Below are 22,175 nucleotides of genomic sequence, written 5' to 3'. Positions count from 1 at the left end.
TTGGCATTGATAGCAAAGACAGACAGCCGCACAAGCCAGACGCGCGCGTTTGCGGCAAGAGGTTTCGCTATCGCAGCCGTGATCGCCACTCTTTCGGGCTGCACCAGTTCGCTCGACCTGTTCGGCGGCGACAAGGTGGATCGCATGTCGACGGGCACGATACAGGCCAAGCGCAACCCGACCACCATGTCCGACGAAGTCACCGTGCAGAACGCCGTGTCCTCCGCAGACCTTTCCAAGGTGTCGATGTCGCCGCTGCCCTGGGCCAACACCACCACCGGCAGCGCCGGCGTGGTATCCTCGATCCGCGAGGCCCGCAATCAGGGCCATGTCTGCCGCGACTTTACCACGACGCGCCATTCCTTTGAAGGCATCGCGCAATTCACCGGCCAGACCTGCCTCACCAATAGTGGCGACTGGATGCTGACCTCCTTCGATCGCCAGTAAGAGCAATCGGTAAAACTACCTTCTCCCGATACAATAACGTCTTCCGGTAACCTTTTATAGCGGTTGCCGTTTACCTTGATTTTCAACCTCTCCTTAGCGGTTCCTCTGGTAGCGTCTTGTCATTACGCAGACGCCTTTCCGGACATGAGGAACCGACGGCGCCCTGCAAGAGTTGTTTGATCTCGGGGGTCCAGAATGATCGCGGACCCGCCGCCCTAGAGTAACCGGTGGTGCACGATGCGCGATCCCTATTCTGTCCTCGGCGTAAAACGCAACGCGGACGCCGACGAAATCAAGGCCGCATGGCGGACGAAGGCGAAATCCGTCCACCCGGACCATAATCTCGACGACCCGAGCGCGACCGGCCGTTTTGCCGAAATCGGCCAGGCTTATGATGTGCTGAAAGACCCGGACAAGCGCCGCCGTTACGACAAGGCCGCCGATATGCACCAGACCATCATGCAGCAGCGTGAAGCTGCCCGCCAGGCGGAAGAACGCGCCAAGGCTGCCCGTGCCAATGCGGAAAAGGTGATGGAGGAACTGGCGCGCGCCAATGCGCAGCGCGCCCAGAACCAGGCCCAAGCCCAAACACAGGCGCAAGCCCAGGCAAAGCCGAAAACGGCCTCGCAAACGCAGGCCCACACCGCTGCCGAGCCCGAGGTTGAAGACGCCGAAGATATGATCGAGCGCATTTTCGGTTCCGGCGACGAGGCCACCGACGCCGCCCGTGACAAGGCGGCGGCGCAGGCAAAAGCCCAGGCGCAGCATCAGGCCCAACAGCAGACACAGGCCCAACAGCAGGAACGGGCAAAGACCAAGGCGGAAGCCGACGCGAAGACCGAGACCGGCTCTGAAAGCTCGGTTGCCGCCGATGACAGCGCCACCAAGGCAGATAGCCCGATAAAACAGCCTTTGCCGATGCAGGCGGTGGAGCTTGTCGCGGCACTGGTGCGCCGCTGGCGCGGCGTGCCCCCGGAAAAGGCGCCGGACATGACGGCGGAAGTGATCGTCACGCTCGATGATCTGATTGCCCAGAACACCGTGCCGATGCATCTGGCTGACGAACGCGATGTGAAACTGCCGCTCGAAGCCGGCATGACCGATGGCCATGTGCTGCGCATGAAGGGTCAGGGCATCAAGATGCCTTCCCCCATCGCGCGCGGCGATCTGGTCGTGACCGTGCGTGTCGCTCGCCATGAACGTTTCCGCCTGGAAGGGTTCGATCTGCACACGGTTCTGGCCATTTCGCTGGAGGATGCCGTGCTTGGTACGGAGACCGAAGTCGAGACGCCGGGTGGAAAAGTGCCGATCACCATTCCCGCATGGTCCGGTTCCGACCGCAGCATCACGCTCGATGGCCTCGGCCTTGCCGATGGCGCCGGCGGACGCGGTGCGCTGGTGGTGGAATTGCGGGTCGTGCTGTGGGAAAAGCCGGACGAAAAGGTCACAGACCTGATGAAACACATGCGCCACGGCCTGTATGTGTGAAGAATTTGCGACGCTTTCTGTTGCTGCGCACCCTTTGTTACGGTCTCTAACAGGAGATGATCTTCCGCAAGCTTGAACCACCGGTCCGCCTATGCCATAGGCAACCTACTATTCAGGCGGGTATCCGCCATTGCAGTTCAGGGGACTATTCATGGTTCAGGCTACCGGCCTCATGGCAGGCAAACGCGGCGTCATCTTCGGCGTTGCCAATAACCGCTCGATCGCATGGGGCATTGCCAAGGCCATTCACGCACAGGGCGGCGAGATCGCTCTCACCTGGCAGGGCGATGCGCTGAAGAAGCGCGTCGAGCCGCTGGCAACCGAAATCGGCGCCTTCATGGCCGGCCACTGTGACGTGACCGACGAGGCTTCGATCGACGAAGTGTTCGCAAACGTCGAAAAGCAGTGGGGCAAGATCGATTTCATCGTTCACGCCATCGGTTTTTCCGACAAGGACGAACTGACTGGCCGTTACGTCGACACCTCTGCCGACAACTTTGCCAAGACGATGCAGATCTCGGTCTATTCCTTCACCTCGATCGCACGCCGCGCCGAAAAGCTGATGACCGATGGCGGCTCGATGCTGACGCTGACCTATTACGGTGCGGAAAAGGTCATGCCGAACTACAACGTCATGGGCGTTGCCAAGGCCGCTCTCGAAGCCAGCGTCAAATATCTCGCCGTCGACCTCGGCCCGAAGAACATCCGCGTCAACGCCATTTCGGCCGGCCCGATCAAGACGCTGGCCGCGTCCGGCATCGGCGATTTCCGCTATATTCTCAAGTGGAACGAATACAACGCGCCGCTGCGCCGCACCGTCACCATCGAGGAAGTCGGTGATGTCGGCCTCTACATGCTCTCCGACCTGTCGCGTTCGGTGACCGGCGAAGTGCACCACGCCGACAGCGGTTACCACACGATCGGCATGAAGGCGGTCGACGCGCCGGATATCTCGGTCATCAAGGACTGACTTCTTTATAAAGGCATGCCGCATTGCTGATTTATGTCATTCGCCACGGCCAGACAGACTGGAACGCCGAGGGCCGGCTTCAGGGCCAGAAGGATATCGATCTCAATGATTACGGTCGCTCACAGGCGACCGCAAACGGCGAGGAGTTGAGCGGCCTGATCGATGATCGGGTCGCCGATTTCGATTTCGTGTCGAGCCCGATGGCGCGCACGCGCGAGACCATGGAACTGGCTCGCAAGGCCATGGGCCTCCCCCCGAAAGACTACCGCATCGATGAGCGCCTGCGCGAACTCTCCTTCGGAGACTGGGAAGGGTTTACGCTGAAGGAAGTGCGCCAGCGCGAGCCGGAACGGCTTGCCGCCCGCAAGGCCGAAAAATGGGGTTTCATTCCCCCCGGCGACGATGCGGAAAGTTATGAAATCCTCTCATGGCGGGTTGGCGCATGGCTGCAATCCGTCACCCAGCCGACCGTGTGCGTGTGCCACGGCGGCGTCATCCGCACGTTGTTCCGCCTTGTCGGTGACATGTCGGAGGATGATGCGGCGAGCATCCCGATCCCACAGGACCGGATTCTTGGGATTAACCGGGATGAGAAGCGGATCGATTGGATCTGAGATGAAGACTGCTTGGCAAAGCACGTGAACGCCGTGTCGCGCGGTCTGAAACAGGCAGTCCAAAAATCCGATCAATCATCATATTGAATTCGAAAAATACATCGAATACTCATTGAAGCAAATGATGATCGTGTCGGTGAAGCCAACATGAAATTATCTACGCTTGAAACCAATACGCAGTTCGCGTATTTAAATCTTGGAGATGCGGAAATCGCTTGCGATCTTCCGCGCTCATTCAGGGGCCCGCGTGTTCAAAACGCGGGCTTCCGCGTTTCATGATATTCGCGTTTCTGGACGAGTTCGGGCACAACGGCCCATACCATTCCCGTAATCATCCGCAGCACAATACCAGCCCGGTTTTCGGATTGGCCGGATACCTCATGCCGGCGCGCGCGATCCGCGGATTTGGGACTTATTTCCTCAAGCAAAAGCAGAACATGCTTAGAGAGGAAATCGCAAAGTCGGGCAAACAAGGATACGAGTGGGAAAAGAAGGGGACCAACTTTTTTACCGCAAATTCCATTCGTAAATACCCCAACATTCGCGCCGGCATGTTTCGCATGCTCAACGAGGTTCGTGCGAGAGACGGGAAAGTCTTTTATTACGGGCGGGAGAAGATAAGAGATCGCGACGATCTCAATGCGAACGGCCTCTACAAGACGATCCTCTCCCACGCGATCAGACAGATCGACAGCTACTGCGAAAGCATCGACGAAAATTTCGTCATCGTGATGGATGAAAATTCGGTTCGAAAGGAATTGCTCGAAACCGCTGCAAAGACCATGTTCGGCAATGAGCCGGCTCGGCGCATGTCCAGCCCGCCTTTTGAGGTCGAAAGCTATCTCAACCAGAACATCCAAGCCGCAGACTGGATCGCCACGATCACTGGCCGGCTTTGGAACTATCGCCTAGATACTGACGGTTTCGAGAATTATGCGCCGTACCAAGACTATTTTTGGCAGCGCATTCATGCGATCGCCACACATAGCACCGTACTGAAGCGCCCACCCCCGCCGAAACCACGCCCGATTTCCGAGCCCAAGCTAGGTGCCCTGGGTCACGCATTGATCGCCGCTCAAGAGGTAAAGGTCACGACGACGGTCGTTGAAACGCTAACCGTCGAGGTGATCAAGGAAAAATAGCCGTCGAGTGGATTAATACCCAGATCCCATCGAGTATCTTGCGACGGTTCACCGTTAAATGGAACCGCCCTAACCGGCGGGCACTTACTGTCCGCTGCTCTTATTGTCCTTGTTCGCCTGATCGCGATGCCACTTGATGGCGTAGAACATGCCCACGCCCAGCACGATAACCTTGAGCGGAAAGAAGACCAAAGGGAACCAGTCGACCCAATTCGTCATTTCGATATGTCCAGACCGTTATTGACACTTGTCTATCGCGGCAAGCTCTACGCCAAAATTGGCGAATGCAATATCGGCCATGTTGACGCAGATCATGACTGCCCATCACAAGTGTTTCAGTAGGGCGCACCGTCCTTGCGGGCAAACATCCATTTGCCGTCCGCCCCCATCAAAGCCTGAATGTCATCGACGGGATAACGAACCTCATCGCCGATGGACCTGTCGCCGATTTCCAGAATGACGCAATCGGCATCGGTGCGGTTTTCGACATGGTGCGCGACACCGCCCGCTGCAAACCCCATGACCATGCCGGGCTCCATGGGCGTCGCTTCACCGTCGAGAACCAGCGTCGGATGCCCTTCCAGAATATAGATGAATTCCTCCTGTTTCGTATGGACATGCTGCAGGGCCGAGACAGCGCCCGGCACCAACCGGGTCAGGTTGACGCCGAAATTGGTAAGGCCGAACAGGTCGCCGAGCGGCCTTTTCTGCCGCCCGGCCATCATGGAGGCGAATGGCTCGGGATAGTTGCTGGGTTTTGTCCGAAGCGGGGCATTTTCTGCAACAACTGGACGTCTCGTCATCTGGCTACTGGCTCCATTTCCGACAGATGATCACTATAACAAACGGCCGACAGCTGCAATTTCCTCTTCGGCGCCGTGGCGGCATTTTGGCCGGGAGTTGACGTGACGAAACGGTGATGCTTGACGCTGGATCGCAAAGCCCAGACGATTATCTGGTCATCAGGGTGCGGCGGTAACCACCCGAGAGGTCGGGCTGGCGCACCGCCAGAGTTTTGTCGAAATCATTCTCCCAGGGGAACCGCCCGGCCCGGTCCGCCCATACCAGTTGGACGACAGGGAACTCAGCCCTTCGATAAAACCAATCGCTCGACCGGAGATACTGAACGCTCGCGACGCGCGTGACAGGAAGAAGATAGACGATCTCGTTGGACAAAATACCTTCAATCGGCTCGCCCGTCACGAAACGATGACCCTCGCGCGCTTTCCTCATCATGGTTCCAAAGACATCATGGGCCAACTGCGGCGGGAAATCGAACACGATCACTTCGGGCTGGCCAACTGTCAGCCAGAACCCGATCGTGTAGCTGAACGCGGGATCGCCATCAGTGTCTGCGCCGACCGACGTGGTCTGCCATCCATGCTGCCTCACCCCTTCGATCAAATTGATCTCATAGGGTTGCAAATCTGCAGGCGGGTCATCGATGACGGTTGTCACAGGAGGCATCGCCTACTTATGTCATCGGGTGGCCTGGGCCGCAATCGAGAAACGATCCTGCCGACAAGATGAGCCATGATAGTGTCGTGGCCGGGCAGGTCGCTTTCAGAATATCTGACGATCAGGTATCCAAGACACGCTTATGGCGCAAAGCTGCCGAAAACATGCAATCCCGCCCGCATGCCTGTATGCGCCAATGGCATCGTTGACCTAAACGCCAACCAACCCCATCTGACCAACATGCCCAAATCCGCAAACACCGATATCGAACTGCTCAGAACATGGACGTTGTCACCAGCGGCCACCTTGGGATCATCGGTTCGGGCAAAAGGCATTTTGCAGGAAATCCAGGCGCGGCTTCCCGCCACCTCGAAAAAGTCGGTTATCCTTGAAGGCAACGAGATCACGCTTGCGATGCCGGCCAGCGGCAAGGCCGCCTTCTCCGCTGCGGTTACCGTCATCTCGAAGGTGATGGAAGAGGCTGAAACGCTGCCCGTCATTCCGCGCGAGATCGAGGATATCCTCACCATCAAGACGAGCGAACGTCATCGATGGCTTGCCGACGGACGGCTGCCCAGTGCCGGCACGCGAACTGTCCGCCTAAACGGCCGGGCTCGCCAGATCACCTTTCATGTCTTCGACCCCAAGGTCGTGGAAGACCTTCTCGACCGGGGGGCCGTCGATGAATGGCGGGAGGACGATATCGAGGCAAAGGCGGAGAAACGGCGTCGGGCCGCCTATCAGGCGAAACTGACGCGGTCGCTGAAAAAGAAGGCTGCGAAGGCCCCGAAAAAGCCGGAGCAGGATCCCGATGACCTGACACCGAAGCCGCGCGGGTGGGAAGAATTCGATCTTGACGGGCTTCTTCGCTAGACGAAACCTTCGGGTTCGACAACCGATCCGGCAGTACGCGTCGCTTCGGTCTGCCGGCAGCCTTCAGCGTGAAGAAACCCCAGGCGGATCGCCGCGCAGATTTCCGGTCATGAGGATGTGCCTCACACGCGCCCATCATAAGCCCGGCGGGATTTTTCCACCTCGGCCAGATTGTCCCTGATCCAGACATTCACTCCTTCCAGCGCCCTGATGATGCCGGCGCCCATGTCGGTCAGTTCGTATTCGACGCGCGGCGGCACCTCCGGAAAATAATGGCGCAATACGAGACCGTCACGTTCGAGATTGCGAAGCGTGAGGGTGAGCATGCGCTGGGTAATCCCGTCGAGGCCGGTCTTCAGCTCGGAAAAACGCAGCCTTCGCCCTTCCGCAAGCGACAGTCGCCAGATGACCTGCACGGTCCATTTGTCGCCCAGACGCGCGCAGATGCCATTGTCCGGATCAGGCCTGAATTGCGGGCCGCCATGCCCTGCCCGCGCGAGATTTTTATGGATGCCATTGTTCAAGCGTATCATCCTTGTGCCCGAGGCTGGAAAATGTGCCGTCTTCCGCCGGTTTGCCGACAGTATATATGGAGAACCCTCGTTCCAACATGAGGGTCATTCCATGCTCCAGAACAAACATCCCATCGTGGTTTTCGGCGCCACCGGCCGGCAGGGCGGATCGGTGGCCAGGGCACTGATAAGCGCACGTCGGCCGGTGCGCGCCATCGTGCTCGATCCAGACCATGCGGCCGCAACGACATTGCGGGATGCCGGTGCCGAACTGGTAAGGGCATCGTTCGACCACACCGACATCATCCGCTCAGCCATGCGGGATGCCCGTGGCGTGTTCAGCGTGCTGCCCGCCAACCTGACCGCCGACGACGAAATGCGCCACGGCATTTCCATCGCCGATATGGCGGCCGCGGAAGGAATACGACATTTCGTCTATTCGTCGGGCGCAAGCGTCGGCGACAAGCTGACAGGAGTGCCGCGCTTCGATGCCAAACCGCAGATCGAGGCCCATATTCGCACACTGCCGCTGACAGCCACGATCGTCAGACCAATGATCTTCATGGAGATGCTGGTGCGCCCGGGATCTGCACTGGAGGAAGGCAGGCTGGTTTCGCTCATTCATCCGAACCGGAAGATGCAACTGACCGCCGTGGACGACATCGGCAAATTCGTTGCCGCCATTTTTGCCGATCCATCCGGTTTCGCCGGCAAGACATTGAAGATCGCCAGCGATACCGTGACCGGCACTGAGATGGCGGCGGCCTTTACCGAAGCCGCCGGGCGGCCGATCGTCTATTCCCGCTTTACCGATGATGTTCTCGCCGCGAACGCGGATCTGGCGCAGATGGCGAAAAGCCTGGAAGACGGGCCACTTTCGCAGCATGCGGATCTGGATGCCCTGCGGCGGCTCAACCCCGACATGCTGCGCCTGCGAGACTGGCTTGCCGGCAGCGGCCGCAAGGCGCTCGAACACGCCCTTGCGACAGGCGTCCACGGAAATACGCCTTGAAGAATAGGACAGGCCATAAAACAGAAAAGCCTCGCAACCGGTTGGGTTCGGGGCCAATGCATGACGTTGGAGAGCCGCGAAGTTACTGCACGATCTCCAGATCGTCGACAACGCGATTGCCGTCGACCACGGTATAGAACACCACGACTTTCACGCCGGCCTGCAGGCCATCGAAGTTGAATTCCTCCGGTACCTTGTAGGTCTTGCCGTCATCGAGCGTCAGGGAAAGCTTGTTCACATCGACAGTCTTGATGGTCGCTTCCACATCGACACTCTGCGCCCAGCCGTTGATGGGAGAGAGGATGCTGGCCGTTGCCAGAAGTGCGGCGATGAGGATGCGCATTGTGTGAGCCCTAAGGGAGCGGTTCGGTGACTTTGACTGGTACACAAATAGCCTCCTGATTGTGGCGGAATTTGCCCGGGATCGTGACATTTTTAGACTTAATGGTGACCGGAAAATTAACTGCGATTCAAGGGTTTCCGGCGAAATCCTGGCAAGCCCCGGCGGATGTCGATCCACAACATATTACCACATGCAATCAGGCTATATTCCTCAATCGTAGATTAACCTTGCGCGAATATGGTCAGGGCACGATCCGGATAGTGTGCAAGGGTAAAAGGCTTGGTGGTTCGAGTTCCGTTTGGTCGCCGACTGGGCAACAAACTGATGAGCAGACGCGCGGCGCTGGCCGCGGCGCTGGCGATCACCGGTGCCGTCATCATCGTCGGCATCGCCGTCGATTATCGCAATACCGTCGCGTTCCGACAGGAATTGCGCAAGACGACCGAACGCGCCTCCACTCTGCTTGGCGTGCGCATGGCATCGCGACTGCAGACCGACCTCGACACCGCCGACGATCTGGTACATGCCTTTTCGCCCGAAAATGCCGAAACGGACAGTGCCTTTCAGTCTTTCGTGAAGCGCACGCTGGAGAAAAATCCGCATTTCGCCACCGTGGCGTTGGCGCCGGATTTCGAACTCGGCCATGTTTTTACACCGGGCGGCCAACCGATTACCGAAAACCCGATCCTGAGAGGCGCCGGTACGGCAGCCCTCGCTGACACCGTCCGCAGCAAACGCGCCATCACCGAACCCGCCGTGGTGACCAGCGACAGAAGCCGCGCCATCGTGCTGCTGCTGCCGATCGCGCAGAGTGAACAGCTGGCCGGAAACTGGGGCGCCCTGATCGTCGTCATCGACAAGCTCTATCTGTTCCAGAGCGTGGGCATTTCTCTTCTGCCGCGCAAGCCCGATGCCGCGCCGATGATCGATCTCAGCTGGCTGAAGATCGCCATCAGCGACACCGCGCATACCGCCGGCTCCAACTTCTTCGGCACGCCGCTGCAGGATCCGGCCTCGCACACCATTCCGGTGGCCGGTGGAAGGTGGCAGCTTCAGGCTCTGCCAAAGGCGGGCTGGAATGCCACACCGGACAACCAGGCGAGTTTCCGTCTGCAGATCGGGCTTGCCGGCCTTGCCATGATCATTCCGGTATTTATCGCCAGCCTGCTGATCGGCGAGCGCAACCGCAATATCGCGGCACTTCGCCTGCGCGAGGAAACGCTGACCGAACTGTCGCAGCGTTTTGCGCTGGCCATGGAAGCCTCCAACATGGGCGTGTGGGAGTTTGCCGACGACGAATTGTTCTGGGACGGTCGCTCCGCCGCCCTGCATGGCGGCCCGGCCACAGAAGGCGACAATCGCCTCGGCGAATGGCTTGCCGCGATCCACCCGGAAGACCGGCCGGCCGCCGAAGCCTATTTCTTCGCCTGCGCCTGCGCCAACACAGCGTCCTCCGTCATATACCGCGTCACCGCCGGCGACGGCAGCCTGCGTTATCTGCGCTCGGCCGGCGCCAGCTATCGCAACCCGGATGGCAGCCAGCGTGTGGCCGGCATCGTCTGGGACGTTTCCGCCGACATGACGCTCAACCAGTCGCTGCGCAACGCCAAGGAAGTGAGCGACATCAAGAATGCCGAGCTGGAACTGGCGCTGGACGAACTTTCCAGCCGTGAACAGGAATTGGAAGAGCTGACCGCCAAGCTGGGCATCGCGCTTGAATCCTACCGTTGCGGCATCTGGGAATCCCTGCCCGACAGCCGCATTGAGCATTGGGATGCGCGGCTTTACCAGTTGCACGGCCTGCCCTATTCCGAAGACAACGTCACCGCCGAACAGTGGATCGAAACCATCCACCCCGAAGACCGTGACGAAGCGCGTCGCGTTTCCGCACATTTTGGGCCCGGCAGCGATGAGCCGCTGGTCGTGCGCGTGCCGCAGCCGGATGGCAGCATCCGTTATGTGCGCTCGGTCGGCAAACTGCATATCGGCCGTGATGGCCACCGCAAGGTGATCGGCCTTGCCTTCGATGTGACCGATGATGCCATTCTGACCGAACAACTTCGCGCCGCCAAGCAGGAGGCCGACGCCAAGAATCTGGAACTGCAGATGGCCAAGAACCGGATCGAGCACAATTCGCTGCACGACCCGCTGACCATGCTCGCCAACCGCCGCAGCCTCGATCTGGCACTGGACGAGCTGTCCCGCGCCAGCGAAAACGAGCGCCAGAAACTGTCGATCCTGCATCTCGATCTCGACCGTTTCAAACAGATCAACGATACGCTGGGCCATGCCGCAGGCGACGCCATGCTGGTGCATACCGCCCGCATTCTGCTGCGCAGCGTTAATCCCGGTGATCTGGTGGCGCGTATCGGCGGCGATGAATTCGTCATTCTGGTGAAAGACGATTGCAGCACCGCGCATACAGCAGCTCTTTCCAACCGCATCATCGCCGAAATCCGCCAGCCGGTGGATTTCGAAGGGTTTTCCTGCCGTTTCGGTGTCTCGATCGGCATCGCGCAGGCGACCGGCCGCAATATCGATGCGCGCCGCATGCTGGTGAATGCCGATATCGCGCTTTACCGCGCCAAGGCTCAAGGGCGGAACCGCTACGAGTTTTTCACCCAGAACCTGCAGGCGGAAATCATCAGCCACAAGCGCACCGCCGACGAGGTTCTGTCCGGCATCGAGAACGACGAGTTCGTTGCCTGGTACCAGCCGCAATTCGATGCCCGCACGATGAAGCTGACCGGCGCGGAAGCGCTGGTGCGCTGGAAACATCCGCAGCACGGCATTCTGGCGCCCGACCGCTTCCTGAAAATCGCCGACGAACTGAACGTGACGGCGACGCTCGACCAGATCGTCTTGCAGACCGTGTTGAAGGATAAGATGCGCTGGGCAGCACTCGGTATCGACGTGCCGAAAGTGTCCGTCAACGTGTCTTCGAAACGTCTGCATGACGATGCGCTGATCGACACGCTGAAGACGCTGCACATCACCCCCGGCCAGATTTCCTTCGAACTGGTGGAATCGATTTTTCTCGACGAAAGCGAGGATGCGGCGGCTTCCAACCTCGAACGCATCAAGGCTTTGGGCATCGATATCGAGATCGACGATTTTGGCACCGGCCATACGTCCATCGTCAGCCTTCTCAAGTTGAAGCCGAAACGCCTGAAGATCGACCGCCAGCTGGTGATGCCGATCCTCAATTCGCCGCAGGAACGCACGCTGGTGCGCTCGATCATCGACATTGCCCGTTCGCTGGGCGTGGAAACGGTGGCGGAAGGCGTGGAAAGCATGGCCCATGCCGCCATGCTGCGCGAACTGGGCTGCGACCTGTTGCAGGGTTATGCCTTTGCCCGCCCGCTCGCCTTCGACGCGTTCAACGAGGCGGCGGCACGCGGCTGGGACCTTGCGGCCAAGCAGGCGAACGGCACGGCGGCATAAAAGCTGCGCGATTGCATACGAAATAGCGAGGGCGCGTCCAGCCGATCTCCCCCCTTGCGGGGGAGATGCCCGGCAGGGCAGAGGGGGGTGTTTATGGCACAAAAGCCGCTTCCGCTCCTCCGTCGCACCGTCGCTTACCCCCCTCTGTCACCTTACGGTGACATCTCCCCCACAAGGGGGGAGATTATTGGGAGCAAGCGGCACCCTCTCACATCCACATAGGATAGCCTGCCCATAAAAGGCTTTCCCCCGGCAGTGGTTTTTAATATGACAAACCCGCTTCAAGGCGGGAACGGATCCCGCTTATCGGCGGGGTCCCATGTCGCATAATTCCTTCGGTCATCTTTTCCGTGTCACCACCTGGGGCGAAAGCCATGGTCCGGCGCTCGGCTGCGTCGTTGACGGCTGCCCTCCCGGCCTGCGTTTCACCCTTGCCGACCTCCAGCAGTGGCTGGACAAGCGCAAGCCCGGCCAGTCGCGTTTCGTGACCCAGCGCCGCGAGGCCGACGAGGTGAAGGTGCTTTCGGGCGTGATGCTGGATGCGGATGGCGTCACGATGATCTCGACCGGGACGCCAATCTCCATGCTGATCGAAAACACCGACCAGCGTTCCAAGGATTACGGCGAAATCGCCCGCCAGTATCGTCCGGGACATGCCGATTATACCTATGACACGAAATACGGCATTCGCGACTATCGCGGCGGCGGCCGTTCGTCTGCCCGCGAAACCGCGGCGCGTGTGGCAGCCGGCGGCATTGCCCGCCTTGTCGTTCCGGGCGTGACCGTGCGCGGCGCGCTGGTGCAGATCGGCAAACACAAGATCAACCGCGAAAACTGGGACTGGGCACAGGTCGACCAGAACCCGTTCTTCTGCCCGGACGAAAAGATGGTGCCGGTGTGGGAAGACTATCTCGACGGTATCCGCAAGGCCGGTTCCTCGATCGGCGCCGTCGTTGAGGTGATCGCTGAAGGTGTGCCCGTCGGTCTTGGCGCTCCGATCTATGCCAAGCTCGATCAGGATATCGCGTCCCTGCTGATGTCGATCAACGCCGTCAAGGGTGTGGAGATCGGCGACGGTTTTGCCTCGGCCGAACTGACCGGCGAGGAAAACGCCGACGAAATGCGCATGGGCAATGACGGCAAGCCGCTTTTCCTCTCCAACCATGCCGGCGGCATTCTGGGCGGCATTTCGACCGGCCAGCCGCTGGTGGCGCGTTTCGCCATCAAGCCGACATCGTCGATCCTCACCGAACGCCAGTCGATCGATGCCGACGGCAAGAATGTCGACGTGCGCACCAAGGGCCGCCACGACCCATGCGTGGGCATCCGCGCCGTACCGATCGGCGAGGCCATGGTCGCCTGCGCCATCGCCGACCATTTCTTACGCGATCGCGGGCAGACGGGGCGGCTGGACTGACCCTCCCCTCGGCTTTGAGGATTGCCGCAGATTTGGACATGATGGATCGTCGCTCTTTGCTGGGTGGCGATTTTTCGTGTATGGATATTCAAGATGATCTTCGTTTGGGACGAAGTGAAACGACGAGCCAATCAGGATAAACACGGCCTCGATTTTGCAGACGTGGTCTGGTTCGGTTGGGAAACTGCAGTGCTGGAGCCAAGCCATAGCGGGCGGGTCAAGGCCATAGGCTATTACCGCGACGGTACGGCGGTGGTGATCTACGCCACGCTCGGAACCGAAGCGATTTCGATCATCAGTTTCCGCGATGCCAGTCCGAAGGAAAGGAATCGCCTGCCATGAAGGACAGACATCCGACGCTCAAGGAATTCCAGCCGGGCCGAGGTTACACCAAGGAAGATTGGGATGCCGTCGACAGTCCCGAACTGACCGACGAGGAGCTGGCCCGCATGCGCCCTGCCCGCGAGGTTCTGCCGCCGGAGTTCTTTCGGTCGCTCGATGAGATGCGCCGGGATCAGGACAAGAAGCGTCAGGTGAAATAACCCCTTGATCCGCAGGATTGCGGAGCATGCTGACATGAGAAATCCTCTGCTCGTTGTCGGGGGGCGATTTTTCGTGTACGAATAATGCGGATCGTTTGGGACGAGCGGAAACGGCAGGTCAACCTTTTAAAACACGGCCTGGATTTTGCCGACCTTGATCTGGAATTCTTTGTCGCGGCTGTCACCAGCCCGGCGAAAGAAGGCCGGTCGAAAGCCGTCGGCCGCCTCCGAGACGGGACCATCGTCGTTATCTTTCTGGCGCTCGGTTCGGAAGCAATCTCGATCATTTCCATGCGACCGGCCAGACGAGACGAAAGGGAAGTGATTGAATGACTGTGAAGCGCAAAACCCTCAAAGAGTTTCAGCCCGGTCGCGGTTACACCAAAGAAGACTGGGACGCCGTGGATTCACCGCCGCTGACCAAGGAAGAGTTGGCGAGCATGCGCCCCTTCCGCGAAGTCTATCCTGAACTCGCCGCCAAGATGGAAAAGGATATCGCTGCGCGTGGACGTCCGCGCGTCGAGGCGCCCAAGGTGGCCGTCACGCTGCGACTTGATCCAGATGTGCTGGAAAAATACAAGGCAGGCGGCAAGGACTGGCGCGCCAAGATGGCGACGGAATTGCGCAAGGCGGCGGGCCTGTAGGGCTCCGACCAACCATTGGGATCGAGGCGGTACGGCTTGCTTCTTCTCCCCGCGTGCGGGGAGAAGTGCCGGAGCGAAAGCGAGGCGATGAGGGGCAGCGGCGAGCTCCGAGGGTGAGATTGCCCCTCATCCGCCTGCCGACACCTTCTCCCCGTCAGGACAGGGAGAAGGGTCTATGTCGCACTCTCGGCAATCTCCTACTCCCCGCGCCAGCCCTCCAGAAACCGCACACTCTCCACACCCGCAAACCGGGCCATACGCACCAGTTCCGCCTCCAATTTTTCCAGCCTTCCTGCGGACGCCCGCACGCCGGGTTCCAGCCACAGGCGTTTGACGTCGAGCGTGCCCGCCTTGCGGTCGGCCTTCATGTCGATACGGCCGATCATGCGGTCGCCTTCCATCAGCGGGAAGACGTAATAACCGTAGATCCGTTTTGGCTCGGGCACAAAAATCTCGATGCGGTAATTGAAGTTGAACAATCGCTCGGCGCGGTCGCGATCCCGTAACAGCGGGTCGAAGGGGCTGAGCACGCGGATACGGTTGGGCGGCTCCGGTATCTCGCCGAGATTTTCGGGAAAACCGGCAAGCGCATAGGACGGGCGCGGACGGCCACCGTTTGCGGGCGCCACCAGAATTTCCACCAGTTCTTCGCGATGGGTTTCGACCCAGAGTTTGGCTTCCAGCGGCGTCACCAATGCCCAGAAGGCAGCGATTTCCCCTGACGTGGCAAACCCAAGACGCGTCAGCGCGCTGCGGCACGCCCAGTCCAGAAACACCTCCTCCGTCACTTCCGGTTCGTGGTGATGCAGCGGCAGGACACGCTCGGTGAGATCGTAGATCTTTTGAAAGTTGCGGCGGCCGGCGATCGAGAGTTTTCCGATATGCCAGTAATATTCGAGCGCCGTCTTGTTTGGATGCCAGTTCCACCAGCCGCCGGATTTGTGGTCCTCGGCCTTCATGTCGCGCGACATGATCGCCCCGTTTTCCTCGATATGGCGAAACGTATCCTCGAAGGCGGAATCGTAGTCTTCGCCATGCCATTTTTTCCATCGTTCTGCCAGATGCGGTTCGCGGCGGCGAAAACGGTGTTTCCAGTACCGGAAAAATTCGGAGGGCAGGATAGAGGCGTCGTGCGTCCAGTGCTCGAAAAGCTCGCCATCCTTTTCCAGAAGAGCCGTCAGGTGATCGCGCTTATAGGTCTGGTTACGCGAAAACAGGATCATGTGATGGGCGCGTTCGACGGTGGCGATACTATCCACCTGCACAAAACCGATCGCATGGATCAGGGACAACAGCCCCGCCTTGTCGAGTGCCCGGTTGGGCGCGGCGGAAAGCCCCTGCCGCTCCAGAAAAATGCGCCGTGCCTGTTCATTCGAGATCAGTATCGCCATGGATTGGAGATTATGGCCTTCTTTCGCGAAGTCAATGTTCTTTTTTTGTTCTTAATTCCCCTCAATCCCGATCGGGTTTATAGAGCCTGACTGAATTGAGGGACCGGCTTGGATATCCATTTCGAAGAGGCGAGCGTCGTTTACGAGGGCCGCACCGCGCTCGAACCGCTGAGCGTACGCCTGAGTGAGCGACGTATTGGCGTGATCGGGCTGAACGGTTCCGGCAAAACGACGTTCGCGAGGCTGATCAACGGGCTGGTGAAACCGTCTTCCGGAAAAGTTTCGGTCAACGGCTTCGATACGGTGAAGGATGCGGAAGCGGTGCGAGCCGAGGCCGGCTTCATCTTTCAGAACCCGCAGAACCAGATCATCCTGCCGATATTGAAGGAAGATATCGCGCTGGGGCTGAAGCGGAAAAAACTGTCTGCCGATGCGGTGCAGGCGGCGGTGGATGGCGTGCTTGCCCGTTTCGGCATTGAACATCTGGCCGACCGTCGTACCCACGAGCTTTCCGGTGGCGAGTTGCAGCTGTCGGCCTTTGCCTCGGTTCTGGTGACACAGCCAAAGATTTTGATCCTCGACGAGCCGACCAACCAGCTGGATCTGAAAAACCGCAATCTGGTGGAACGCACCATGGCGGGCATGGATGAAAACCTGATCGTCATCACCCATGATCTGGCGCTGGTCGAAGGGTTTGACCGGGTATTGCTGTTTTCGCATGGCCGGCTGATCGGCGATGGAACGCCGGCGGATGTGATCGCGCAATACAAAACAATGGCCGGCGCATGAACACGCTTTACCTCGATGGGCAAAGCCTGTTGCACCGTCTGCCGACCAAGGCAAAACTTAGTGGTCTGGCAGTCTTCAGCCTGTTCCTGTTCCTGGCCAACAATCCGGTGGCGCTGGGCGTCGCCGCCTTTGTCGCGGCGCTCGCCTATGCCTCCACCGGTATCGGCTGGAAAAGCGGCCTTGTCCGCCTGCGCCCTGCCTTCATCACCATCTTCGCCGTCACGCTGTTCGCGCTTCTGTTCCAGCCGCCGGTCGAGGCGCTGGTCATCCTGTTTCGCCTGACCGCGCTGATGCTGGCGGCGGCGGCGATCACCGCCACGACGTCGATCGGAGCATTCATCGACACGATCACATGGGCCGCGACGCCTTTCGAGCGGATCGGGCTGGTGCGGGCCGCCGATATCGGGCTTTCCGTCGGCCTCGTCATCCGCTTTGTGCCGGAAGTGACCTTGCGTTACCGCAGCATCCGCGATGCCCACCGCGCGCGTGGCTTGAAAATCAGGCCGGTGACGCTGATCGTGCCCTTGATGATCCACACACTGAAGAATGCCGATGAAATCGCCGCCGCCATTGACGCGCGCGGCATTCGCTAGCAATTTGCCCCCACGTTTTTAGGGAAATCTACCGTCATGAGTACCAGAGACCTCGTTCTTGTCGCCCTGTTTGCCGCGATCATCGTCGCGCTGGGCCTGATCCCGCCCGTCAATCTCGGCTTCATTCCGGTGCCGGTGCATGCGCAATCGCTTGGCGTCATGCTGGCCGGCGTGGTGCTGGGGGCCAAACGCGGCACGCTGACGGTCGCACTTTTCATGCTGCTCGCCGCCATCGGCCTGCCGGTCCTGTCCGGTGGTCGCGGTGGTCTCGGCATGTTCATGGCGCCGCCCTCGGGTTACCTCTACGGATATCTCGCGGCCGCCTTCGTCACCGGATACATCTCCGAGCGCTTTGTGACGGCGCGCCAGACCGGTCTTGTGCAGGGTTCTTTCTTCTTCGTCGCGGCCTTGGCCGGCGGTGTTGTGGCCTGCCATCTTCTCGGCGTTCTTTGGCTGGCTTTTGTGACCGGCCTTGGCCTGCAGGCGGCTTTCCTCGGCACGCTGGCCTTCATTCCGGGCGATGCCCTGAAGGCACTGATCGCCGCATTTGCCGGCCGCGCCGTGATGGTGGGATATCCGCTTCTGCCGCAGCGGGCTTGATTGGGGCGGTACGATGCCACTTGCTTCTTCTCCCCGTCATGACGGGGAGAAGTGCCGGAGCGCCAGCGAGGTGATGAGGGCCGCCATATGCGCTGAATTTGGGGCTTTGCCCCTCATCCGCCTGCCGGCACCTACCGGGGACGGGTCGCTTGCCCCGTCCCGTCCTCCGGACCCCCGCACACGGGGAGAAGGGTAACTGCCGCACCCTCTTGCCCAAACAGGCCCGGGTATTTTCCCAAGCTTGAAAAGCGCCTGCCCCCGCGCCATTTGGCGATTGCCCATCACCGGGCACCAAGGAGAATGAGGCCCGCCATGACCACGCGCCTTTACGAACACGAGATCTTTCTCGAGCACAACACGCCGCCCGGACACCCGGAACGCGCCGACCGGCTGCGCTCGCTGGCGATTGCGCTCGAACATCCGTATTTCGCCGATCTCGACCGCAAACCGGCGCCGCAAGCCAATGAAGATGCGGTGATGCTGGCGCATCCGGAAGAACATCTCTTCTCCGTCATGCGGCAGGTGCCGGAGGAAGACGGCGCGATACACCAGCTGGAATCCGACACCTATCTCAGCCCCAAGAGCCTGCAGGCGGCCCTCACCGGCATTGGCGGCGCGATGGCGGCCGTGGATGACGTGATGACGGGCAAGGTGGACAACGCCTTTGTCGCCGCGCGTCCGCCCGGCCACCATGCGGAAAAATCCAAGGCCATGGGCTTCTGCCTGTTCAACAACGTGGCGATCGCCGCCCGTCATGCGCAAAAAATGTACGGGGCAGAACGGGTCGCGATCGTCGATTGGGACGTGCATCACGGCAACGGCACCCAGGACATCTTTTGGGACGATCCGTCCGTGCTGTTCTGCTCCACCCACCAGATGCCGCTCTATCCGTTTACCGGAGCGAAGGACGAGACGGGCACGAAAAACAACATCGTCAACGCGCCTCTGGCCACCAATGACGGCAGCGAGCATTTTCGCGAGGCCTTCAAAAGCCGCGTTCTGCCGGCGCTCGAAAATTTTCGCCCGGACTTCCTGCTGATTTCGGCCGGTTTCGATGCGCATCACCGTGATCCACTGGCGCAGATCAACCTTGTCGGCAATGATTTCGACTGGGCGACGGGGCGGCTGATGGAGATCGCCGGCAAATATGCCGGCAACCGGGTCGTCAGCCTGCTTGAAGGTGGCTATGATCTGGAAGGGCTGGCCGAATCGGCGGGCCTGCATATCAGCAGATTGATGAAGGGCTAAAATGTCGGACCAGGTCGAGATCAACGATGTGAGCAGCTATTCCTTCGAGAAGGCTGTCGCCGAACTCGAAAGCATCGTGGCCCGTCTGGAACGCGGCGACGTGGCGCTGGACGAATCCATCGCCATCTACGAGCGCGGCGAAGCCCTGAAGAAACATTGCGAAAAGCTGCTGTCCGCCGCCGAAAACCGCATTGAAAAGATCCGCCTCGACCGCGCCGGCAAACCGCAGGGTGTCGAGCCTCTCGACGGCGAATAACGCTTATGTGAGCGCCGGCCTGCCCGCAAAGGGCCGGATCGTTCAAATACAATCCAATATCTTGAACCGCCTTTCACGGGCTTGGCCGTAAGTCTTTGAGAAGAAACGGCGGGTCTGTGTGGGAAGCGGATCTGCCATGGGGTCATGGTGGGGCATTTTGGGGTCATGGGGCATATACGGCCTTTGACGGCAGCCGACATTCCGTCGGTGGCCGGACTTTTTCAGTATGCGTTCAAGCGTAAGGAGACGGCGGCCTCGGCGGCCCTCGTCGATTGCCTGCGCGATGTCTATATCGACCATCCGCTTGCGCATGAAAGCCTGCCGCCGCTGGTCTATGAAGGCCGCACCGGCATTTCCGGTTTTGTCGGGCGCCACCGCCTGCCGATGCAGATCGGCGAGCGCCAGGTGAACGGCGCGCTGATCGGCACGATCATGTCCGACAGCCGCGCCGGCGAAGCCCTGATCGGCCCGAAACTCTTGAAGGCTGCCCTTTCGGGAAGCCAGGATTTTTCCTTTACCGATACGGCCAGCGACATTTCCCTGGCGCTCGGCCAGCGGCTGGGTTGCACCGGCCTGCCGAACCACAGCCTCAGCTGGATTCGTATCATCCGGCCGGCCGAGTGGCTGACGAGCCAGGCATCGCGACGGTTTGGCCCACTTGGCCTGTTGCGCCCCGTGGCGAGACTGACCGACGAAATACTGCGCAGCCGCGTGAAACCCAACCGCCCGCGCTGGCTGGGTTACGCCCGGAAAAAGACCGGCAAGGCCGCAGTCGTTGCCGATATCGATGCCGACACGTTCGCCGTCATGCTGGGTGAGCTTTCCGCCCGCTTTGCGCTGCGTCCGCGCTGGAGCAGGGACGAGCTTTCCACCCTGATTGGACAAGCCCTGCCCAAACGGGATTTTGGCCCGGCCTTCATGGCGTCGGTCACCGATCACAATGGCCGACCGGTCGGCTGTTTCCTTTATCACCTGAACAAGGGATCGGAGGCGCGGGTGCTGCAGATGATGGCGGCAACGGGCAGTGAAGGACAGGTGATCGATGCGCTGATCGGCCATGCCGCAGACAATGGCGCCACCGCCGTTATCGGTCGCACGAAAACCTACCTGATGGAAGCCATGCTCGGCCGGCGCATCGCCTTCACCAACAGCGTTTCCAGCATGATCAATACCCGCGACGCCGAAATCCGCGCGGCGATTGCCACCGGCGATGTGATGCTGAACGGGCTGGTAGGCGAGCAATGGAACCGGATGATCGGCAACCGGTTCGACTGATGTGACGCGGTACGGTTTGTGGAACACTCTGTTCCGCGCGGCGCGACTGTCGCCCGGGCGCGAACCGCACTAGATTTCCTCCATCACCAGATGGAGACCGGCCCCATGTCCTTTTTCCCCGGCACCGATCCCGCCCCAGGCGATGCCTTTGCCTGCGACGCGATCGAGAACCTGATCATTCCGCGCTCCAGCGATATCGGCGGATTTTCTGTACGGCGTGCCCTGCCGACACGGCAGCGCCGCCTCGTCGGGCCTTTCATCTTTTTCGACCGCATGGGACCGGCGGTTCTGCGGGCCGATGAGGCGCTCGACGTCAAGCCGCATCCGCATATCGGACTCTCCACTGTCACCTATCTGTTCGATGGCGAAATCAAGCACCGCGACAGTCTCGGCACCGAACTGGTGATCAAGCCCGGCGACATCAACCTGATGACGGCGGGGCGCGGCATCGTGCATTCCGAGCGCACGCCGGAAAATCTTCGGGGCCATCCGCTTGCCATGTCCGGCCTGCAGACTTGGCTGGCGCTGCCGGATGACAAGGAAGAGATCGACCCCGTATTCGCTCACACCGCGCGGGAAAACATGCCGGTCATCGATTGGGAAGGCGCTTCCGGCCGGGTGGTAATCGGCACGCTGGATGGCCTCAGTTCTCCCGTCTCCACCTTTACCGATACGCTTTACGTCGATCTCGCGCTGGAGCCGGGCAAAAAATTCCCCTTCTCTGCCGCACATGAGGAACGAGCGCTCTATATTCTCTCCGGCGAACTGATCATTTCCGGCGACCGTTTTGCCGCTGATCAGTTGCTTGCCTTCCGCGCCGGCGACGAGATCACGCTCGAAGCGGGCGCGATGGGCTGTCACATCATGCTGTTCGGCGGGGCGGCCATGACCTCGCGCCGCTACGTCTGGTGGAATTTCGTGTCGTCTTCCAAGGAGAGGATCGAACAGGCCAAGGAAGAGTGGCGCACCGGCCGTTTCGACATCGTGCCGGGGGATGAGGAAGAGTTTGTGCCTTTGCCCTGAACGCGAATTCCGATAGAAGCTGTGGCAATCGCCTTGAAAAAGGCGAATGCCAGCGCATCTTTGCTGGATTGCACACCTGATAGCACGCGTAACA

General features: G+C 60.1%; 25 protein-coding genes and 1 pseudogene. 20 read left to right on the top strand and 6 right to left on the bottom strand.

The window, feature by feature from the left end; all coding sequences use genetic code 11:
- The 5 genes from ACRQ1B_RS22635 to ACRQ1B_RS22615 all read left to right on the top strand — a co-directional run bounded on the left by ACRQ1B_RS22635 (nucleotide 1) and on the right by ACRQ1B_RS22615 (nucleotide 4,661).
- Nucleotides 1-447, top strand: a complete 447-nt coding sequence (locus ACRQ1B_RS22635) for an RT0821/Lpp0805 family surface protein (protein ID WP_432296363.1) — start codon at nucleotides 1-3, stop codon at nucleotides 445-447.
- A 237-nt stretch (nucleotides 448-684) separates the two neighbouring features.
- Entirely contained in the window at nucleotides 685-1,935 is a 1,251-nt protein-coding gene (locus ACRQ1B_RS22630; protein ID WP_432296362.1) for a DnaJ C-terminal domain-containing protein, read from the top strand.
- A gap of 151 nt (nucleotides 1,936-2,086) precedes the next feature.
- Nucleotides 2,087-2,905, top strand: coding sequence for an enoyl-ACP reductase FabI (gene fabI, locus ACRQ1B_RS22625; RefSeq protein ID WP_432296361.1), 819 nt, complete (start codon nucleotides 2,087-2,089; stop codon nucleotides 2,903-2,905).
- A gap of 23 nt (nucleotides 2,906-2,928) precedes the next feature.
- Nucleotides 2,929-3,519, top strand: a complete 591-nt coding sequence (locus ACRQ1B_RS22620) for a histidine phosphatase family protein (protein WP_432296360.1) — start codon at nucleotides 2,929-2,931, stop codon at nucleotides 3,517-3,519.
- A gap of 215 nt (nucleotides 3,520-3,734) precedes the next feature.
- Nucleotides 3,735-4,661: a DUF3800 domain-containing protein gene (locus ACRQ1B_RS22615; protein ID WP_432296359.1), complete on the top strand. Its 927-nt coding sequence runs from the start codon at nucleotides 3,735-3,737 to the stop codon at nucleotides 4,659-4,661.
- Between the two features lie 84 nt (nucleotides 4,662-4,745).
- On the opposite strand, the gene ACRQ1B_RS22610 is transcribed toward ACRQ1B_RS22615, so the two are convergent.
- The 3 genes from ACRQ1B_RS22610 to ACRQ1B_RS22600 all read right to left on the bottom strand — a co-directional run bounded on the left by ACRQ1B_RS22610 (nucleotide 4,746) and on the right by ACRQ1B_RS22600 (nucleotide 6,119).
- A complete protein-coding gene (locus tag ACRQ1B_RS22610) occupies nucleotides 4,746-4,880 on the bottom strand; it encodes a hypothetical protein (protein ID WP_432296358.1) in 135 nt (44 codons plus the stop codon).
- 116 nt (nucleotides 4,881-4,996) lie between these two features.
- On the bottom strand, nucleotides 4,997-5,464 hold the full coding sequence (locus tag ACRQ1B_RS22605) for a cupin domain-containing protein (protein ID WP_432296357.1): 468 nt from the start codon (nucleotides 5,462-5,464) through the stop codon (nucleotides 4,997-4,999).
- A gap of 148 nt (nucleotides 5,465-5,612) precedes the next feature.
- On the bottom strand, nucleotides 5,613-6,119 hold the full coding sequence (locus ACRQ1B_RS22600; protein ID WP_432296356.1) for a DUF4262 domain-containing protein: 507 nt from the start codon (nucleotides 6,117-6,119) through the stop codon (nucleotides 5,613-5,615).
- A 240-nt stretch (nucleotides 6,120-6,359) separates the two neighbouring features.
- Between ACRQ1B_RS22600 and ACRQ1B_RS22595 the strand changes: the two genes are divergently transcribed.
- Entirely contained in the window at nucleotides 6,360-6,992 is a 633-nt protein-coding gene (locus tag ACRQ1B_RS22595; protein ID WP_432296355.1) for a hypothetical protein, read from the top strand.
- A 122-nt stretch (nucleotides 6,993-7,114) separates the two neighbouring features.
- On the opposite strand, the gene ACRQ1B_RS22590 is transcribed toward ACRQ1B_RS22595, so the two are convergent.
- The gene (locus ACRQ1B_RS22590; RefSeq protein WP_432296354.1) at nucleotides 7,115-7,525 is read right to left on the bottom strand and encodes a winged helix-turn-helix transcriptional regulator; all 411 of its coding nucleotides are present in this window, start codon (nucleotides 7,523-7,525) and stop codon (nucleotides 7,115-7,117) included.
- A gap of 91 nt (nucleotides 7,526-7,616) precedes the next feature.
- Between ACRQ1B_RS22590 and ACRQ1B_RS22585 the strand changes: the two genes are divergently transcribed.
- On the top strand, nucleotides 7,617-8,516 hold the full coding sequence (locus tag ACRQ1B_RS22585; protein ID WP_432296353.1) for an NmrA/HSCARG family protein: 900 nt from the start codon (nucleotides 7,617-7,619) through the stop codon (nucleotides 8,514-8,516).
- Nucleotides 8,517-8,598: 82 nt separating this feature from the next.
- Here ACRQ1B_RS22585 and ACRQ1B_RS22580 read toward each other — a convergent pair whose 3' ends face one another.
- Nucleotides 8,599-8,859 carry a DUF1344 domain-containing protein gene (locus tag ACRQ1B_RS22580; RefSeq protein ID WP_432296352.1) on the bottom strand — a complete coding sequence of 87 codons (261 nt, stop codon included), beginning with the start codon at nucleotides 8,857-8,859 and terminating at the stop codon, nucleotides 8,599-8,601.
- Nucleotides 8,860-9,183: 324 nt separating this feature from the next.
- On the opposite strand from ACRQ1B_RS22580, the gene ACRQ1B_RS22575 reads away from it, so the two are divergent.
- The 6 genes and pseudogenes from ACRQ1B_RS22575 to ACRQ1B_RS22550 all read left to right on the top strand — a co-directional run bounded on the left by ACRQ1B_RS22575 (nucleotide 9,184) and on the right by ACRQ1B_RS22550 (nucleotide 14,906).
- On the top strand, nucleotides 9,184-12,303 hold the full coding sequence (locus ACRQ1B_RS22575; protein WP_432296351.1) for a bifunctional diguanylate cyclase/phosphodiesterase: 3,120 nt from the start codon (nucleotides 9,184-9,186) through the stop codon (nucleotides 12,301-12,303).
- A gap of 319 nt (nucleotides 12,304-12,622) precedes the next feature.
- Nucleotides 12,623-13,720, top strand: coding sequence for a chorismate synthase (gene aroC / locus ACRQ1B_RS22570; protein ID WP_432296350.1), 1,098 nt, complete (start codon nucleotides 12,623-12,625; stop codon nucleotides 13,718-13,720).
- A 93-nt stretch (nucleotides 13,721-13,813) separates the two neighbouring features.
- Complete coding sequence (locus tag ACRQ1B_RS22565) at nucleotides 13,814-14,062, top strand: BrnT family toxin (protein WP_432296349.1); 249 nt, start codon at nucleotides 13,814-13,816, stop codon at nucleotides 14,060-14,062.
- Nucleotides 14,059-14,244, top strand: a pseudogene (locus ACRQ1B_RS22560) (BrnA antitoxin family protein); the annotation flags it as partial. The gene ACRQ1B_RS22565 and the pseudogene ACRQ1B_RS22560, both read left to right, overlap by 4 nt.
- A gap of 102 nt (nucleotides 14,245-14,346) precedes the next feature.
- Nucleotides 14,347-14,595 (top strand): BrnT family toxin, encoded by a 249-nt coding sequence (locus ACRQ1B_RS22555; protein WP_432296348.1) that lies wholly within the window; start codon nucleotides 14,347-14,349, stop codon nucleotides 14,593-14,595.
- The gene (locus ACRQ1B_RS22550; RefSeq protein WP_432296347.1) at nucleotides 14,592-14,906 is read left to right on the top strand and encodes a BrnA antitoxin family protein; all 315 of its coding nucleotides are present in this window, start codon (nucleotides 14,592-14,594) and stop codon (nucleotides 14,904-14,906) included. The genes ACRQ1B_RS22555 and ACRQ1B_RS22550 overlap by 4 nt, the downstream gene beginning before the upstream one ends.
- 197 nt (nucleotides 14,907-15,103) lie before the next feature.
- On the opposite strand, the gene ACRQ1B_RS22545 is transcribed toward ACRQ1B_RS22550, so the two are convergent.
- Nucleotides 15,104-16,297 carry a winged helix-turn-helix domain-containing protein gene (locus ACRQ1B_RS22545; protein ID WP_432296346.1) on the bottom strand — a complete coding sequence of 398 codons (1,194 nt, stop codon included), beginning with the start codon at nucleotides 16,295-16,297 and terminating at the stop codon, nucleotides 15,104-15,106.
- 108 nt (nucleotides 16,298-16,405) lie between these two features.
- On the opposite strand from ACRQ1B_RS22545, the gene ACRQ1B_RS22540 reads away from it, so the two are divergent.
- The 7 genes from ACRQ1B_RS22540 (at nucleotide 16,406) to ACRQ1B_RS22510 (ending at nucleotide 22,081) form a co-directional block, all read left to right on the top strand.
- Entirely contained in the window at nucleotides 16,406-17,086 is a 681-nt protein-coding gene (locus tag ACRQ1B_RS22540) for an energy-coupling factor ABC transporter ATP-binding protein (RefSeq protein ID WP_432296345.1), read from the top strand.
- Nucleotides 17,083-17,679, top strand: a complete 597-nt coding sequence (locus ACRQ1B_RS22535) for a CbiQ family ECF transporter T component (RefSeq protein WP_432296344.1) — start codon at nucleotides 17,083-17,085, stop codon at nucleotides 17,677-17,679. Before ACRQ1B_RS22540 ends, ACRQ1B_RS22535 begins: the two co-directional genes overlap by 4 nt.
- A gap of 36 nt (nucleotides 17,680-17,715) precedes the next feature.
- Nucleotides 17,716-18,279: a biotin transporter BioY gene (locus ACRQ1B_RS22530; protein ID WP_432296343.1), complete on the top strand. Its 564-nt coding sequence runs from the start codon at nucleotides 17,716-17,718 to the stop codon at nucleotides 18,277-18,279.
- Nucleotides 18,280-18,591: 312 nt separating this feature from the next.
- Nucleotides 18,592-19,527, top strand: a complete 936-nt coding sequence (locus tag ACRQ1B_RS22525) for a histone deacetylase family protein (protein WP_432296342.1) — start codon at nucleotides 18,592-18,594, stop codon at nucleotides 19,525-19,527.
- Nucleotide 19,528: 1 nt separating this feature from the next.
- Entirely contained in the window at nucleotides 19,529-19,783 is a 255-nt protein-coding gene (locus ACRQ1B_RS22520) for an exodeoxyribonuclease VII small subunit (protein ID WP_432296341.1), read from the top strand.
- Between the two features lie 165 nt (nucleotides 19,784-19,948).
- Nucleotides 19,949-21,058, top strand: a complete 1,110-nt coding sequence (locus tag ACRQ1B_RS22515) for a hypothetical protein (protein WP_432296339.1) — start codon at nucleotides 19,949-19,951, stop codon at nucleotides 21,056-21,058.
- Nucleotides 21,059-21,163: 105 nt separating this feature from the next.
- Nucleotides 21,164-22,081: a pirin family protein gene (locus tag ACRQ1B_RS22510; protein ID WP_432296338.1), complete on the top strand. Its 918-nt coding sequence runs from the start codon at nucleotides 21,164-21,166 to the stop codon at nucleotides 22,079-22,081.
- The last annotated feature ends 94 nt before the right edge of the window (nucleotides 22,082-22,175 follow it).

The sequence above is a fragment of the Endobacterium panacihumi genome, assembly GCF_050847465.1.
In the GTDB taxonomy this organism is placed as follows: Bacteria; Pseudomonadota; Alphaproteobacteria; order Rhizobiales; family Rhizobiaceae; genus Neorhizobium; species Neorhizobium panacihumi.
Note: the sequence above shows the minus strand (reverse complement) of the source record. Positions and strands in the feature narration are given on the sequence as shown.